This is a genomic window from Acetobacter cibinongensis (assembly GCF_000963925.1).
GTDB lineage: Bacteria > Pseudomonadota > Alphaproteobacteria > Acetobacterales > Acetobacteraceae > Acetobacter > Acetobacter cibinongensis.
Window position 1 is genome coordinate 89,239 of record NZ_BAMV01000011.1, and the last position, 13,674, is coordinate 102,912.

Genomic DNA, 13,674 nt, shown 5'->3' on the forward strand with positions numbered 1-13,674 from the left:
GGAACAAAGGCGGCCAACCGTGTTGTGCCGCCTGTTTTTTTCTGCGCGGATAGTCACATGAGCCGTTTCTGGAGCCCCCTCGTTCACCGTCTTACCCCCTACGTGCCAGGGGAGCAGCCCAAGATGGCGGACCTTATCAAGCTCAATACGAACGAGTTTCCCTACGGTCCGTCCCCCCGCGCGCTGGACGCCATGCGTGCCGCTGCGGATGACACACTGCGCCTCTATCCGGACCCAACCGCGCTTGCCCTGCGCACCGCACTGGCAGAGCGTGTTGGGCTGACGGCTGAGAACGTCTTTGTTGGCAATGGGTCAGATGAAGTGCTGGCACATGCCTTTCAGGCTTTCTTCAACCACGGTGACCCGCTGCTGTTCTCTGATGTCACTTACAGTTTTTATAAAGTTTATTGCGGCCTGTATGACCTGCCGTACCGGCTGGTGCCCCTGACAGAAAATATGGCTGTGCAGGTGGAAGATTTCACAGCCCCCTGTAGCGGCGTAGTGATAGCCAACCCCAATGCCCCGACAGGTACAGCCGTAGGGCTGGATGCCATCAAACGTCTGCTTGCCATGCACCCTGACCGCGTGGTGCTGGTGGATGAGGCCTATGTCGATTTTGGAGCCGAAAGCGTCGTGTCTTTGGTGAAAGACCACTCTAACCTGCTGGTCGTGCAAACTTTCTCCAAGTCCCGCGCCTTGGCTGGCGCACGCGTGGGCTTTGCGTACGCCCAGCCTGAGCTGATTGAAGGCCTTGTGCGGGTAAAGGACAGCTTCAATTCCTACCCGCTGGATCGTATCGCGCAGGCAGGGGCTACGGCTGCCGTGCAGGATGAAGCCTGGTTCCGTCAAGGCATTGAAAAAGTTATCTCTTCCCGCACCATGCTGTCCGCTGGCTTAACGGGGCTGGGTTTCGAGGTATTGCCATCTCAGGCCAATTTTGTATATGCTCGGCACGCTGACCGCGATGCAGCACAACTGGCCGCCAGCCTGCGGGAGCGCGCCATTATTGTTCGGCATCTGCGGGGTGAGCGTACGTCTTCATGGCTGCGTATAACGGTCGGAACCGACCCGCAGTGCAACATGCTGCTCTCAGCCCTGCGGGACATCCTGCACCGCAACAGCTGAACCTCCACGCTCTTCCACCCAGTGTTTTGCCGGGTGGGGAAAGTGCGTGGACTTTGCATCAATATTCAGGGTGACACTTGTCCCTTGCCTGCCACGCAGACAGGGGGCCTATTTTTATGTGCTTTCTGGCAAGTGCTGCTGCATTGCCGAAAGTTTTTGAGAGAGGGAGTCAATCTCATGCGGGCATTTCATGGTCAGCTTTCTGACAACCAGCCTATTCGCCGCAATCTGGCTGAAAAACAGAAGCAATTGCGGGACCTGAAAGAAACTCTGGCTAGCATGAAGTCCCACACATCCCCCGCATTGCGGGACAGTGTGCGGAAACGGATTGCCCAACTGGAAGCAGAAGTTACAGCCGCCCCGGCCCTTAAAAGCGGCCAGAAACCTACTGAAGCACGCACGGGTGCAGCACGTGCAGGGGGAGCACCGGCAGGGCAGGCACGCCGCCCTATGCGTTCACGCTAAGTGCCGCGTGCGCAGGTAGGAGTTTGTAACATCCATCACCCGTGATATGTAGCGGGCGAATCTACAAGGCCTGACAGTGTGGTGCCGCGCCTATGGTAACGCCTGTCAGACCTTTCAATTTTGGGTCGTCATTTCGGACAGCAGGGAGTTGAGTGATGGCCGGAACCACCTCATCCACCATGCCGGATCTTGTTTCTGAAGGCGGCACGCTTTTGCGGGATGGCCTGATCTGGGCCATTTTCTGCCGCACAGGACATGAACCGATTGAACTTGAGCGGGATGTTGTCATGCAACGTCTTGCGACAGGCGTCTTCCCGCAGCCTTATGCTGATATGGAAGGCTGGGCGTGGCTGCACTTTGATATTGTGCACACCCTCTCCCGCGCACAGATTGAAAGCATCCCCTCGCTGCCAGAAGAAGTCCGGCAGGTTCTGACCAATCTGGAACGCAGCATTCGTCTGGATAATGAAGACGAAACGGTATTCGGTGCGCTGCCCGCCTTTGACGACACCACGACCGACGATGACCGCAATGTCAGCACATGGCGCTTTGCCTTGCAGCCTGACCTGCTGGTGACAACCCGCAGGCACCCCATCCCGGCGTTGGGTGTGGTGTTTCACGAGCTTCAGCGCGGCCTTATTCCGCGCTCTCCGGCCAAGCTGGTTGACCGGGCTTTGCTGGAATTTGCGGACACCCTGCGCCGTGACTTTGCCCGTCTGGATGACCAGCTTGATCGGGCTGAAGACGTGCTGCTGATGCTTGACCGGGATACAGATCTTGGCCGCATGAGCAGCTTGCTTGGTGTTGTACGCCGGCGCTCAACGGAATTGCGGCGTGTCTTGGCTCCTGTGGACCGTATCTTCCGGGATGAAGAACTGGAACTGCCTGAATGGGCAGAAGATGACCTGCGTGACCGCTCGCAGCGGCAGGTCCATGCTGCATTGGATGACCTTTTGGCCCTTCAGGACCGCGCGCGGTCCCTGCAGGATGAACTCACGTCCAATCAGGCGGAAGAAACAAACAGACGACTGTATATCGTGTCCGTTGGTACAACTCTTATGCTGCCCGCAACGTTCGTGACCGGTTTTTTCGGTATGAACACGGGGGGCATGTTTCTGACTGATGGATCGTGGGGCACGGTGGAAGCCGGGGGCTTCTGCTTCATCATCATGCTTGGGACATGGTTTGTCCTGAAGTTGACCAAGCTTCTGTAAAACACGATTCTACAGGTGTTGGGCTCTTGGCCGCTCCTGGGTAAGTGCGCCCACTGGCTTTGGTAGCCTGGCGCCAAACAGAAGTTTCAAAACAGGTAATTAGAAGAAAGTCTTCTGCTCGCGAAGAGCGTGCACGAAGAAAAGTTGCGCAGACCAAGCGTTAATCTTTTATGAAATACCTTTTGCGGCTGATGATTTTTGCCAGCTTACGCGCTTAATACGGGGGTCTTAACTTTTGTTATGGTCCCACATGCTGCATTTTGCTCCTTATTCAGCGATGTCTTTGCTCGCGCTGGCCGTCTGCTTTTTGCTGGTATGCGTTTTTGAATTCGTGAATGGTTTTCACGATACCGCTAACGCAGTTGCCACTGTTATTTATACTCATTCCCTCAAGCCCAAAGTTGCCGTGCTGCTGTCCGGCTTCATGAACTTTGTAGGGGTTCTGGCAGGCGGTATCAGCGTGGCATATGGCCTTGTTGAATTGCTGCCAGCGGATGTTCTCTCTCCACCAAACGGGGACCCTGCCGTTCCAATGCTGATAGCCCTGTTTGGCACAGCACTGGCGTGGAACCTGTTTACCTGGTGGTTTGGTATTCCCAATTCCAGCTCACATTGCGTGATCGGGGCCCTTATTGGTGTTGCTGTGGGGGATGCCTTTTTACATACGCGGTCAATCGGGAACAGCGTTGACTGGTCTCAGGTTTGGAAAGTTCTGACCACGCTGGCCATTTCTCCTCTTCTAGGCCTCATTGGTGCAGGGATTCTGTACACCCTGATGAAAATTTTCATCAAAGACCCAGAATTGTATCAGCCGCCACAGGGTGAAAAGCCTCCGCATAAATTTGTACGTGGCCTGCTTATCATGACCTGCACAGGCGTGAGCTTTTCCCACGGCAGTAACGATGGGCAGAAGAGCATCGGCCTGATTATGCTGACCATCATTGGTATTCTTCCGGCAACTTTTGCCCTTAGCCCCAATGCAGCACCCCACATTGCCCAGATTGCACCGCAAGCTGTGATCGCCGCCCCCTTGATCGACAAGTACGATCATGACGGCCTGCGGGACGAAGCTGTGGCATCCGTTGCACGCTTGCAGAGCACAGACCCTACAAAGGTTGTGCCCTCCATGCTGCGCGCTGACATTTACGAAGTCATTGCTGGCCTGAAGGCTGTAGCCTCCAACCCGGAGGCAACGGCTGAAGAAAAGAAGACAGCCAAAACCATCAGCGGCGTCCTTCGCCCGACTGTGGAATATGCACCATGGTGGGTCCGTCTTCTGAGCGCTCTTTGCCTGGGTATTGGTACCATGGTGGGGTATAAGCGTATCGTGCATACGCTGGGTGAAAAGATTGGTAACACCCATCTGACACCCGCTCAGGGTGCATCGGCCGAACTGGTAGGCGCAGGGCTTATTGCAACTGCGGGTTACACGGGTCTGCCTGTGTCCACCACTCACATCATTACCGCAGGTATTGCGGGCACCATGATTGGGTCTGGAAGTGGCATTAATCCGGCCATGCTAACCAAAATCGCACTGGCCTGGGTGTTCACTCTGCCCATTACCGTAACAATTGGCGCATGCCTGTTTTATGTCATGAGCATGTAAAGAAGACTGGCACCCGGAAGGACCGTTTTCAGGGGCTTCTGGGTGCCAGCAGAATAACGAACGCCCCCACAAGGCAAATGGCCGCTCCACAGAGTTCCCACTTATCGGGGGAGCGGCCTTCTACCAGACGCATCCAGAGTAGGGATGCCGTAATATAAACGCCGCCATAGGCAGCGTAAGCCCGGCCAGCGCTATCAGCATCAATGCGGGTCAGCAGCAGGGCAAAGAGTGCAAGACTGCACAGCCCCGGCAGAAGCAACCAGGCTGATTTTCCGTCTTTCAGCCAGAGCCACGCAGCAAAACAGCCTGCTATTTCCGCAAAGCCTGCCAGAATATAAATAACCAGAGGTTTGAGAAGCAGCATAAGCAGTGCTCGTCTGTAAGGGGACTACTCGTCTGTGCCTGTGGCGGCGCGGTAAGCAGCCAGAACCTCATCTGTTGGCCCGTCCATATGCACACGGCCACCTTCCATCCAGATCAACCTGTTGCACCACGTTTCCAGTATGCTGAGCGCGTGGGACGTAATGACCAGAATATCCGTGCCCCCTACGACAGCGTGGAGGCGTTCTGCCGCTCTTTCCTGAAAATGCGCATCGCCAGCCATAAACCACTCATCCATAAGGAGAATTTGTGGGGTGATGGCTGTTGCCAGACCGAAGCCCAGCCGTACTCTCATGCCGCTGGAATAAAGCCTGACGGGTAGGTCCAGAAATTCTTCCAGTTGGGCAAAGGCCTCAACGTCTTTTTCCAGTTGTTCAATCTGGTGTGGGGTTAACCCCTTATGCAGCCCGACAAGAGCAATATTTTCACGCCCTGTCAGCTCTTCGCTCATGCCCGCATTCACATCCAGCAGGGTCGCAACCTGCCCCTGAATATGCACATTGGGGGCATCCGGCATGTAAATGCCCGCCATAACCCGGAGCAGCGTCGATTTACCGGCCCCGTTATGCCCAATCAGCCCCACACGTTCTCCGGTCTCAATATGCAGAGAAATATCGTTAAGGGCCTGAACTTCTACAATGCCGTTTTCTGCTTTGGAGAGTGTAACCTCGCCGCCCGTCCGGTTTTTGTCAGCGGGTGCCAGAAAAGATCGGCCGCGCTTGAGCAGCATCTTCTTGAGGGAGCGTGCCCCCCCATGAAAAATGGGGAAGGAGAGAGAAAAACTCTCAATATCAATGCTGGAGCGGATGTTATGTTCTGCCTGTGCGGGGGGGGGAGAAGACATGCTCATACCCAGAACGCCAGTCTGCTACGGGACCGGGCGAACGACACAAAAGCGATGACACCTAACGTGGCGCTAAACCCCAGAGCGATGGCCCAGGCTGTTCCCGTTGGTACCTGCCCCAGAAAAGGGCGGCGTACAATTTCAAACAAGGAGTAAAACGGGTTGAGGTAGAGCCACCACGCGCCATCTTTCAGCTGCTTTGGTTCCCAGATGATGGGGGTTACGTAAAACAGGATCTGCAAAATACTGCCGACAATAGGCGGTACATCACGGAAACGGGCACAGACAGTTCCCAATAGCAGGCACCATGCCATGCTGTTGAAAAGCCACAGCGCTACGGCGGGCAAGGCAAGAAGCACAACACTTCCTGGCCACAAACCAAAAAGAATAAAAACCACCAGTGGCACAATAACGGTGTACCCCAGAACCAGACTGCACCGGATGGTGGTGCGCAGGGCCTGTACCGTATAGGGCATTGTGACAGAGCGAATACTGTCTGCCGCCCGCGTGAAGGTAGAGCAGCTTTCCTGCACAAGAGAGGAAAGCCCATTCTGCCACAGAATCATCGAAATTGAGAGGTAGGGTAAATAGTCTTTAAGGGCCAGATGAAAAAGCTGCGAATAGATCATGCCCATCGCGGCGACCATGATTGCCGTTGTAAGCGTGAGCCAAAAGGGGCCGAGCGTGGAACCACTGAACTGTAGCCGTACATCCAGCCACCCAAGTCTGGTGGCCAACCGCCAGAGCTTGAACGAGTCCGCAATGTCCTGCACGGCCATTCCGAATCGGGATTTAAGCTTGCGCGCTGTGGCAGGTGGGTTTGGGCCAGCACCGTTTGAGCGTGGTGTTGAAGCCAGCAGAACGCCAGACGTAAAAGTGGGCTCAGCAGCGGGAGTGTTCAGGGTCATGTTCTCTCGCCTATCCGATCAGGCTTTTAGCCGCAACAGTTTGTCTTGCGGAGTAGCAGGAGCAAGCCGGTTCATGTTGCATGGCAAAGGCTGGCGTTATAGATATTTAAAAGATTTTCTTACCACAGACTCTCAGGAGCACTTCCGGTCCGTCCGGTATGGGTACTCCTCGTCTTCAGGGCAGGGCGTATGCAAGCCATGATAAGCGGGCTCAAAATCCAAATTCTGACTGTTTCAGCATCATCAGGGCGTGCGGTGGTGCGTCGTGCCGTGCGTACGACCCCTGTGTTGGGGTTGCTTGGGCTGTTAGCGGCCTGTGCGGGACAACCCCAGACAGGCCCGTCGGTTCCTGTGGCAGAAGAAGCCGCGCAGTACCGTGCCCATGCCCGCTCTTATTATGCACCGCCTGGCCCGCCGGAAGATCCGTGGGGCCCTTACATTCAGGAGGCCGCAAAGCGCTTTGACGTGCCGGAAGTCTGGGTGCGTGCCGTCATGCAGCAGGAATCAGGTGGCAGGCTGTTCCATAATGGCAGCTTTGTCACGTCTGCGCCCGGCGCTATGGGTTTGATGCAGCTTATGCCGCCGACCTATGACGAAATGCGCGCTGCCTACAATCTTGGCTCAGATGCTTACGAGCCGCATGATAACATCATGGCGGGCACCGCGTATCTGCGGCAGATGTATGATACTTACGGCTCTCCCGGTTTTCTGGCGGCTTACAATGCCGGGCCGGGCAGGCTGGAAGACTTTATTACCCGCAACCGTATTCTGCCGCGTGAGACACGTAATTATGTGGCGGCAATTGGCCGCAAGATAGTTGGTATCTCTCCGGCTAACAGGTCACAGGCGGATATCCTGGTAGCCAGCCATGATTCCATGGCACAGTCTTATCAACCCATTCTGACGAACAGCGCTACCAGTGCAGTAAGCACCGCCTGGGCAAACCGTTCAGCAGGGGCCACGGCAACGCAACCTGTGCAGGTGGCCAGCGCCAGTGCAACAGTTGGGGGTGGCAGTTCGACTTATGGTGCTGACTGGCACCCGCTGGCGCGTAATACGGCCACCACAACAGCGCGCAACGATGTCAGTTCTGTTTGGGCCAAACGCCTTGCAGCCGATGGGCAAACAGAGTCTGCCGCTTCCGCTCCTGTACAGGTTGCGCAGGCAGTTGATTCCTCAGACCCCATACCCAACCCGACTGAGGACACCTCGTCTTCTGATGATGCTGTAACGTCCGCCAATGCCCCAGTGCTGCGCGTTGCAGCGGTTACAACGCCGCAACAAACGGCCCCGGTTACGCAGCCAGCCAGCCGTCATTTGCGGTTTGTCTCGCCAGCAATGGCTGAGCCTGCACCGTTGCAGAGCAGCCGGGTGAGAGCCAATACTCCTAAAAACTGGGCCATTCAGGTTGGAGCTTTTGGGTCTGCCTCACTCGCTCAACAGGCGACTGGGCACGCTAAAACAAAAGCAAGTAGTGCATTATCTGGCGCTAAGGCGCAGGTGGCTACCGTGCAGGTTAAAAAGAGCCGCCTGTACAGGGCGCGCCTAACCAATCTGTCTCATGATGATGCAGTTGCCGCATGCCGTAGCCTGAGTGGGTGTGTTGTGGTGTCACCAACCTCTCAGTCCTGATGGTTGGGGATAACACCCTATAAAAAAAGGCGCTTCGAGCGCCTTTTTTTTGTAAATGCAGCCTTTTATTTGGCTTTTGCTTTTTCTGCTGGTGCGGTGCCGTCTGCCAATGGTGCGTTTTCCCGACCGGAATACCGGTCAATAATCTGATCGACCGCCGCCGCTGCTTCCTGCGCTGCTACCACGGCAACATCCCCCCAATAATGGTCGAGCGAATGGGCCTCAATATCATGGAGCTGCGTTGCGGCTCCGGCCTCTTTCCCGGCTTTGTCCGTTACACGCCACACAATCTCAATATGTTCCTGTGGGTGATGGGTGGTGCCAACCGGGCCAGGTGAAAGCTTAACCTTGCCGGTTACGATATAATCTGCGTTTTCAGACGTGTTCTGTATGGCATCTGGTGTTTTGCTGAACCATGTGACAAATGCCCGCGCCAGAGAAATATTGCCGTCCCCCGGTGCGCCCTCAACCCCTGTGAAATAAACGCGTGCGGCCCGGTGCTTCAGGCTCTTGGGGTCTTTTTCCATGTCATCCGCCTGAATACCGGTCAGGACAGACGTAATACGGGGTGCAGCATCCAGCGCTACGGTATGCAGTGTTTGTGCATCTGCGGCTGACCAGAGGGCGGCTGGAACGGGTGTGCCTTCCTGCGTGGCGCGGATGGTGTTTTTGGGGGTCATGACCATGTAAACCGGAATAACCTGATCCCCCTGCATTTTAGCCCGCATCTTCAGCCACCAGTCGCCAGGGCGCACAGGCTGGGCCATGGCAGGAATGGTCTGCTGCAACAATTCCTCCGCCACAGCTTTGGACCAGAGTTGCGCACCTGCCTGTGGGAGCAGGGCCTCCGTTGGGGTTGGGACATCCAGCCGCGCAGGAGGGGCATTACCCGCTAATTCCTTGGCAGCCTTGCCGGGGTTGGAGAAAGGATGTGGCACGTCAATGCAGCCTGCCAGCAGAAAAAGTGCTGAAAACGGGAGGCAGGCGTGGCGTAGGGAACGCAGCATTAGTGGTTCACTCCGGGTGCAATAACTGAAATCTGGTGCCCAATGGGGCCGCCACCGGCCAAGGTGCGTCTGCGGTGGCTGAAAAAGCGTTTGTCGTCCGTAAGGGTATCAACGCCCAGAGCCGCAGCCCGCCCTACACCTGCGTGCTGGAGGCGAAATACACACCAGCCAGCAAGATCAAACTGAAAATGGCCGGGCCGTTGGCCGGGGGCAAAAAATTGTGCAGCCTGTGGGTAGGCAGATGTAATGGCAGACCGCATGTCTTCGCCGGTTTCGTAGCTTTCCTGTGCAATGCAGGGGCCTACGACAGCCTGTATGTCTTTGGTTTCTGCGCCAAGTGCCTGCATGGCCTGTAGGGTTGCTTCAAGAACACCGGCCAAAGCCCCCCGCCAACCCGCATGCGCAGCACCAACCACACGCCCATCTGTGGAGGCAAAAAGAACAGGCGCGCAATCTGCGGTAATGGTGCCAAGGGCAATATCCGGATTGGTTGTAACCATGGCATCTGCCTCACCGCCGCTCCCGGCTGGCCAAGGGGTCTGGGCTGTGATGACGTGGGCACCATGCACCTGCGTGACCCCCAGTAAAGACGAGGCTGAAACGCCCATCCACTGTGCAACGCGGGCACGGTTTTCGGTCAGGTTTTCAGGGGTGTCACCGGACCGGGTTGAACAGTTCAGGCTTGCATAAGGACCAGTGGACACGCCGCCTTCCCGCGTAAAAAAGCCGTGCCGTGCCTGCGTGAGCAGCGGGCTGGTCAACGGGGAGAGCAGGGAGCCATTTTTACCTGTGTCGAGAGTCATGCCGCGGGTCCTTTCATAAAGCTGGTGGCGTTGGGAGAGAGGGCGATGTCAGGGCCATAACCCGGAAAAGATGCCCCATTCTCTCTGGCGCAGCCAGACGGTCCGCGGCCTGACGCAAGGCAACGGCTGCTTCTGGGTGAGCCTTGCGTGCAAGTTGCTCAGTGCGTTCCATTAACCCAAGAGCACATAAAAATGCTCCTTGTGTGACAGCGCCACAGACTTTTGCTCCTGCCTTGCGCGCGGCTGCGGCAAAGGCTGTAAAATCCACATGGGCTGTCAGGTCTGCCTCACCTGGAGTGTCAAGCGGGGGTGTTGGCTGCCCCTTTCGCAGAGCCTGAAGGGAATCCCCTGTTAACTGTGAGAAATGGCCGTAGTCCAAAAACAGGGCCGCACCGGGGGAATGGGTGAAGCGCTGGCCTAATGAGCGGGCTATCGCAAGCGCTGGCTCGCAGAGTTCAACAACCACCGTGTCCTCAAACGTGCGTCCATCTGGCAGGCTTGGGGTGCTACAGGGCACGGTATGGAACGCGCCATTTGCCACATAACGCTCCTGCCAGCCTGCGGCCGGACTATGCTCAAACTGCCGGATGGGTAAGGCGTCCAGAAACTCGTTGGCCAGCAGAATCATTGGCCCGGCTGGCAGGTCTTCAATGCGGTTGTGCCAGAGGGGAGTGGTGTAAGGGTGCAGGGCATCTGCCTGTGTCCGCCGCATGAGGGGCGATGTTTCAACCAGATGCACACGGGCGGCATCGGCCATGTCTGGTACCAGGCGGGTTATCAGGCGCAGTGCATCCGCCATGAGTGTACCGCGCCCTGGCCCGGCTTCTGCAAAAATGAAGGGGGAAGGGCAACCCATGCTTTGCCAGACAGCAACGGCCCAGGCGCCTATCAACTCCCCAAACACCTGAGACAGTTCCGGCGCCGTCACAAAGTCCGAAAGGAGCGGATGGGTGGCGTAATACTGTGCGTTGGCGCGGGCCATGAAAATGTCCAGCCGCTCAGCGCCATCCGGCAGAACGGCTGGATCAGTTTTATGATGCAGGGGCTGGTGTGACATCGGGTTCAGGCAGGCCTGCATAGGTCGGTTTGCTGCGTGCATGCACCATAAGGGCTACACCCGCTATAATCATGGGAACACACAGAAGTTGCCCCATGGTTATGCCTCCAGGCAGAAAGCCCAGAAAGGAGTCCGGCTCACGGAAGAATTCGCAAAAACTACGCGCACACCCGTAGCCCGCCAGGAAAAGGCCCGCCAGAAAGCCGGGCCGCTCCCGTATGCTCTGCTTGCGGGAGGCAATGAACATGATGGTAAAAAGCAGCACGCCTTCCGTCAAAGCTTCGTAAAGCTGGGAGGGGTGCCGGGGTATGCTGCCCGCATCCGGGAAAATCATGGCCCATGGCAGGCTGGCGGGCGCTTCCCGCCCCCATAGCTCTCCATTAATGAAGTTTGCCGTGCGCCCCAGTGCCAACCCGATGGGAACAGCTACAGTGCCACGATCTGCAAAGGCCAGAAAATTGAGCTTATTGCGCCAAGAGAACAGCGCCATGGCGATAATGACACCAAGTGCGCCGCCATGAAACGACATCCCTCCATGCCAGACTTCCAGCATACTGAGCGGGTGTGTCAGGTAATATCCGGGTTGGTAGAACAGCACATAGCCCAGGCGGCCCCCAAGCAGCACGCCCATTGTAACCCACCCCAAAAAGTCATCCGCCTGCTCCGGGCTGCATACGCGGGGGGCCAGCACAACCAGCCTGCGTAACAGGGCAATGCCCAACACAATGCCGACAATATAGGAGAGGGCATACCAGCGGAAGACCAAAGGCCCCAGATGCACCAGCACCGGGTCAAACTGAGGGAAAAGAAGAACGGGCAGCATGGGGCGGGGTATCCGGTCAGGCAGGAGACAGAGAAGGATTAGACGTAGGGATTAGGCGTTGCCAAATAGTCCTGCACATAGTGGCGTATGCCGTCTTCGAGTGAAGTAAAAGGTTTGGAATAGCCGGCTGCCCGCAGACGCGTCAGGTCCGCCTGTGTGTAGGACTGGTACTGGCCACGCAGGCTTTCCGGCATATCAATAAATTCCACCTGACGCGGCATGCCTGCTGCATCGCACACGGCATGGGCCAGGTCGAGGTAGGAGCGGGCAGTGCCGCTGCCACAGTTGAACAGGCCGGAAACTGTAGGGGTATCATAAAGCCACAGCATGACATCCACCACATCCCCGACCCACACGAAGTCACGGGACTGCTGGCCATCTGCAATATCCGGGCGGTCAGAACGGAACAGGCGGGCGGGTTTGCCAGCCTTGACCTCGTCATACTTGACCTTAACCACAGAGATCATTTTTCCTTTGTGGTATTCATTGGGGCCGTAGACGTTAAAGAACTTCAACCCGGCCCATTGCGGCGGGCTTGGCGCACGCTGCTTGAGCATTTTCATAACCTGCTGGTCAAAAACATGCTTGGACCACCCGTATAGGTTAAGGGGTTCAAGTGTGCTCAGGCGTGCCGGATTGTCAGAAAACAGGTCAGGCTTGTCCGCAGCACCGTAAGTGGCGGCGGAAGAGGCGTAAATGAAACGCACCTTGTTGCGGGTGCACCAGTTCCACAATTTGTGGGACAGCGCCACATTGGTACGCCACACAAGGTCTGCATCACGGGCGGTGGTCTCGCTAATGGCCCCCATGTGAAAAACAGCTTCCACTTTGGGGTTAGTCAGCAGGAAGGCGTCCAGATCTTCCGGCGCAACAATGCGCGCAGGCGGGTGGGCTGCAAGGTTCCGCCATTTCAGGTCAGAGCCGAGCCAGTCCACAATAAGTGTTTCAAGCCCGCGCTTGGCGAGGGCTGCCTGAAGATACGAGCCGATAAAGCCGGCGCCACCGGTAATGATAATCATACCCCGGACTATAAAGCGGTGCTCCGTTTGCTCCAAGATGCCAAGCGCACTTCCGGCGTGCTTTTTATTTTAAGATATTGCTTTGAAGTTTTTAGGGTAAAAGAGCAGCAGGAAAGGTGTTGAGGGAACCCAGACTGGTATTGCCCCAATAGCCTTAGATGATGACTATAGGGATTTCTTGATGAAGAAGCTTCTTATACCGGCAATCATTCTTGTCGGTCTTATTTTTATCGCCGGGTCCAGCTATAACCGTTTTATGGGCGTAGACCAGAACGTGCAGGAACAGATGGGCCAGTTGCAGAACGAAGTGCAGCGCCAGTCTGACCTCATTCCTAATCTGGTCAACACTGTCAAAGGCTATGCAACACATGAGCACGACACGCTGACAGATTACGCCAATGCCCGCTCTGGTGAGGCAGCCCTGAACAAGATTGATCCGACCAAACTGGATGATGCTGCCCTCCAGCAGAAAATTCTGGAAGCACAAACCCGCAACGCGCAGCAGATCAAGGCTATCAATGCGGTGGTTGAGCAGTCCCCACAGTTGCAGGCCAATGAAAACTTCAAAAGCCTGATGGTTCAGCTTGAAGGGTCACAGAACCGTATTACCGTTGCCCGCCAGCGCCTGCAAAAATCCATTCTGGCGTATAACCAGACCGTTGCGCACTTTCCCGGCAACCTGATTGCCAACATGCTGGGCTTCCATAAGCGGGTTTATTACGAAGCTTCTCCAGAAGCACAGACCCCCCCTGTGGTGGACTTCTCCAAACACTAAAACAGAGTTGCGGGT

At 56.3% G+C, this 13,674-nt stretch carries 13 protein-coding genes and 1 pseudogene; 6 read left to right on the top strand and 8 right to left on the bottom strand.

The genetic code is table 11. The features are described from left to right. Positions 1 to 57 precede the first annotated feature (57 nt). The 4 genes from hisC to Abci_RS06865 all read left to right on the top strand — a co-directional run bounded on the left by hisC (position 58) and on the right by Abci_RS06865 (position 4,410). Complete coding sequence (hisC, locus tag Abci_RS06850; protein ID WP_048838555.1) at positions 58 to 1,125, top strand: histidinol-phosphate transaminase; 1,068 nt, start codon at positions 58 to 60, stop codon at positions 1,123 to 1,125. 177 nt (positions 1,126 to 1,302) lie between these two features. Then, positions 1,303 to 1,590, top strand: coding sequence for a hypothetical protein (locus tag Abci_RS06855; protein ID WP_048838403.1), 288 nt, complete (start codon positions 1,303 to 1,305; stop codon positions 1,588 to 1,590). A 155-nt stretch (positions 1,591 to 1,745) separates the two neighbouring features. Then, positions 1,746 to 2,804: a transporter gene (locus Abci_RS06860; RefSeq protein WP_048838404.1), complete on the top strand. Its 1,059-nt coding sequence runs from the start codon at positions 1,746 to 1,748 to the stop codon at positions 2,802 to 2,804. Positions 2,805 to 3,054: 250 nt separating this feature from the next. Continuing rightward, entirely contained in the window at positions 3,055 to 4,410 is a 1,356-nt protein-coding gene (locus Abci_RS06865) for an inorganic phosphate transporter (RefSeq protein WP_048838405.1), read from the top strand. Between the two features lie 28 nt (positions 4,411 to 4,438). On the opposite strand, the gene Abci_RS06870 is transcribed toward Abci_RS06865, so the two are convergent. From Abci_RS06870 to Abci_RS06880, 3 genes are read right to left on the bottom strand one after another with little or no spacing between them, the layout of a single operon-like run. Next, a complete protein-coding gene (locus tag Abci_RS06870) occupies positions 4,439 to 4,774 on the bottom strand; it encodes a YnfA family protein (RefSeq protein ID WP_048838406.1) in 336 nt (111 codons plus the stop codon). A gap of 24 nt (positions 4,775 to 4,798) precedes the next feature. Next, on the bottom strand, positions 4,799 to 5,641 hold the full coding sequence (locus Abci_RS06875) for an ABC transporter ATP-binding protein (RefSeq protein ID WP_048838407.1): 843 nt from the start codon (positions 5,639 to 5,641) through the stop codon (positions 4,799 to 4,801). Further along, on the bottom strand, positions 5,638 to 6,543 hold the full coding sequence (locus Abci_RS06880; RefSeq protein WP_048838408.1) for an ABC transporter permease: 906 nt from the start codon (positions 6,541 to 6,543) through the stop codon (positions 5,638 to 5,640). The genes Abci_RS06875 and Abci_RS06880 overlap by 4 nt, the downstream gene beginning before the upstream one ends. 198 nt (positions 6,544 to 6,741) lie before the next feature. Here Abci_RS06880 and Abci_RS06885 point away from each other — a divergent pair, with 198 nt between their 5' ends. Beyond that, the gene (locus Abci_RS06885; protein ID WP_052944797.1) at positions 6,742 to 8,175 is read left to right on the top strand and encodes a lytic transglycosylase domain-containing protein; all 1,434 of its coding nucleotides are present in this window, start codon (positions 6,742 to 6,744) and stop codon (positions 8,173 to 8,175) included. A 65-nt stretch (positions 8,176 to 8,240) separates the two neighbouring features. Here Abci_RS06885 and Abci_RS06890 read toward each other — a convergent pair whose 3' ends face one another. From Abci_RS06890 to rfaD, 5 genes and pseudogenes are all read right to left on the bottom strand, one after another. Next, positions 8,241 to 9,182, bottom strand: coding sequence for a hypothetical protein (locus Abci_RS06890; protein WP_048838409.1), 942 nt, complete (start codon positions 9,180 to 9,182; stop codon positions 8,241 to 8,243). Further along, positions 9,182 to 9,985 (bottom strand): peptidoglycan editing factor PgeF, encoded by an 804-nt coding sequence (pgeF, locus tag Abci_RS06895; protein ID WP_048838410.1) that lies wholly within the window; start codon positions 9,983 to 9,985, stop codon positions 9,182 to 9,184. Before pgeF ends, Abci_RS06890 begins: the two co-directional genes overlap by 1 nt. Further along, a pseudogene (locus tag Abci_RS06900) lies at positions 9,982 to 11,042 on the bottom strand (class I SAM-dependent methyltransferase). The gene pgeF and the pseudogene Abci_RS06900 overlap by 4 nt, the downstream one beginning before the upstream one ends. Then, positions 11,017 to 11,865, bottom strand: coding sequence for a prolipoprotein diacylglyceryl transferase (lgt, locus tag Abci_RS06905; RefSeq protein ID WP_048838412.1), 849 nt, complete (start codon positions 11,863 to 11,865; stop codon positions 11,017 to 11,019). The pseudogene Abci_RS06900 and the gene lgt overlap by 26 nt, the downstream one beginning before the upstream one ends. A gap of 38 nt (positions 11,866 to 11,903) precedes the next feature. After that, positions 11,904 to 12,884, bottom strand: coding sequence for an ADP-glyceromanno-heptose 6-epimerase (gene rfaD / locus Abci_RS06910; RefSeq protein ID WP_048838413.1), 981 nt, complete (start codon positions 12,882 to 12,884; stop codon positions 11,904 to 11,906). A gap of 181 nt (positions 12,885 to 13,065) precedes the next feature. Here rfaD and Abci_RS06915 point away from each other — a divergent pair, with 181 nt between their 5' ends. Continuing rightward, positions 13,066 to 13,659 carry a LemA family protein gene (locus Abci_RS06915; protein ID WP_048838414.1) on the top strand — a complete coding sequence of 198 codons (594 nt, stop codon included), beginning with the start codon at positions 13,066 to 13,068 and terminating at the stop codon, positions 13,657 to 13,659. The last annotated feature ends 15 nt before the right edge of the window (positions 13,660 to 13,674 follow it).

Excerpts from the sequence above, each read along its gene's own strand:
- hisC (WP_048838555.1), top strand. The coding sequence starts at position 58 with ATGAGCCGTTTCTGGAGCCCCCTCGTTCACCGTCTTACCCCCTACGTG.
- Abci_RS06855 (WP_048838403.1), top strand. The coding sequence starts at position 1,303 with ATGCGGGCATTTCATGGTCAGCTTTCTGACAACCAGCCTATTCGCCGC.
- Abci_RS06860 (WP_048838404.1), top strand. The coding sequence starts at position 1,746 with ATGGCCGGAACCACCTCATCCACCATGCCGGATCTTGTTTCTGAAGGC.
- Abci_RS06865 (WP_048838405.1), top strand. The coding sequence starts at position 3,055 with ATGCTGCATTTTGCTCCTTATTCAGCGATGTCTTTGCTCGCGCTGGCC.
- Abci_RS06870 (WP_048838406.1), bottom strand. The coding sequence starts at position 4,774 with ATGCTGCTTCTCAAACCTCTGGTTATTTATATTCTGGCAGGCTTTGCG.
- Abci_RS06875 (WP_048838407.1), bottom strand. The coding sequence starts at position 5,641 with ATGAGCATGTCTTCTCCCCCCCCCGCACAGGCAGAACATAACATCCGC.
- Abci_RS06880 (WP_048838408.1), bottom strand. The coding sequence starts at position 6,543 with ATGACCCTGAACACTCCCGCTGCTGAGCCCACTTTTACGTCTGGCGTT.
- Abci_RS06885 (WP_052944797.1), top strand. The coding sequence starts at position 6,742 with ATGATAAGCGGGCTCAAAATCCAAATTCTGACTGTTTCAGCATCATCA.
- Abci_RS06890 (WP_048838409.1), bottom strand. The coding sequence starts at position 9,182 with ATGCTGCGTTCCCTACGCCACGCCTGCCTCCCGTTTTCAGCACTTTTT.
- pgeF (WP_048838410.1), bottom strand. The coding sequence starts at position 9,985 with ATGACTCTCGACACAGGTAAAAATGGCTCCCTGCTCTCCCCGTTGACC.
- lgt (WP_048838412.1), bottom strand. The coding sequence starts at position 11,865 with ATGCTGCCCGTTCTTCTTTTCCCTCAGTTTGACCCGGTGCTGGTGCAT.
- rfaD (WP_048838413.1), bottom strand. The coding sequence starts at position 12,884 with ATGATTATCATTACCGGTGGCGCCGGCTTTATCGGCTCGTATCTTCAG.
- Abci_RS06915 (WP_048838414.1), top strand. The coding sequence starts at position 13,066 with ATGAAGAAGCTTCTTATACCGGCAATCATTCTTGTCGGTCTTATTTTT.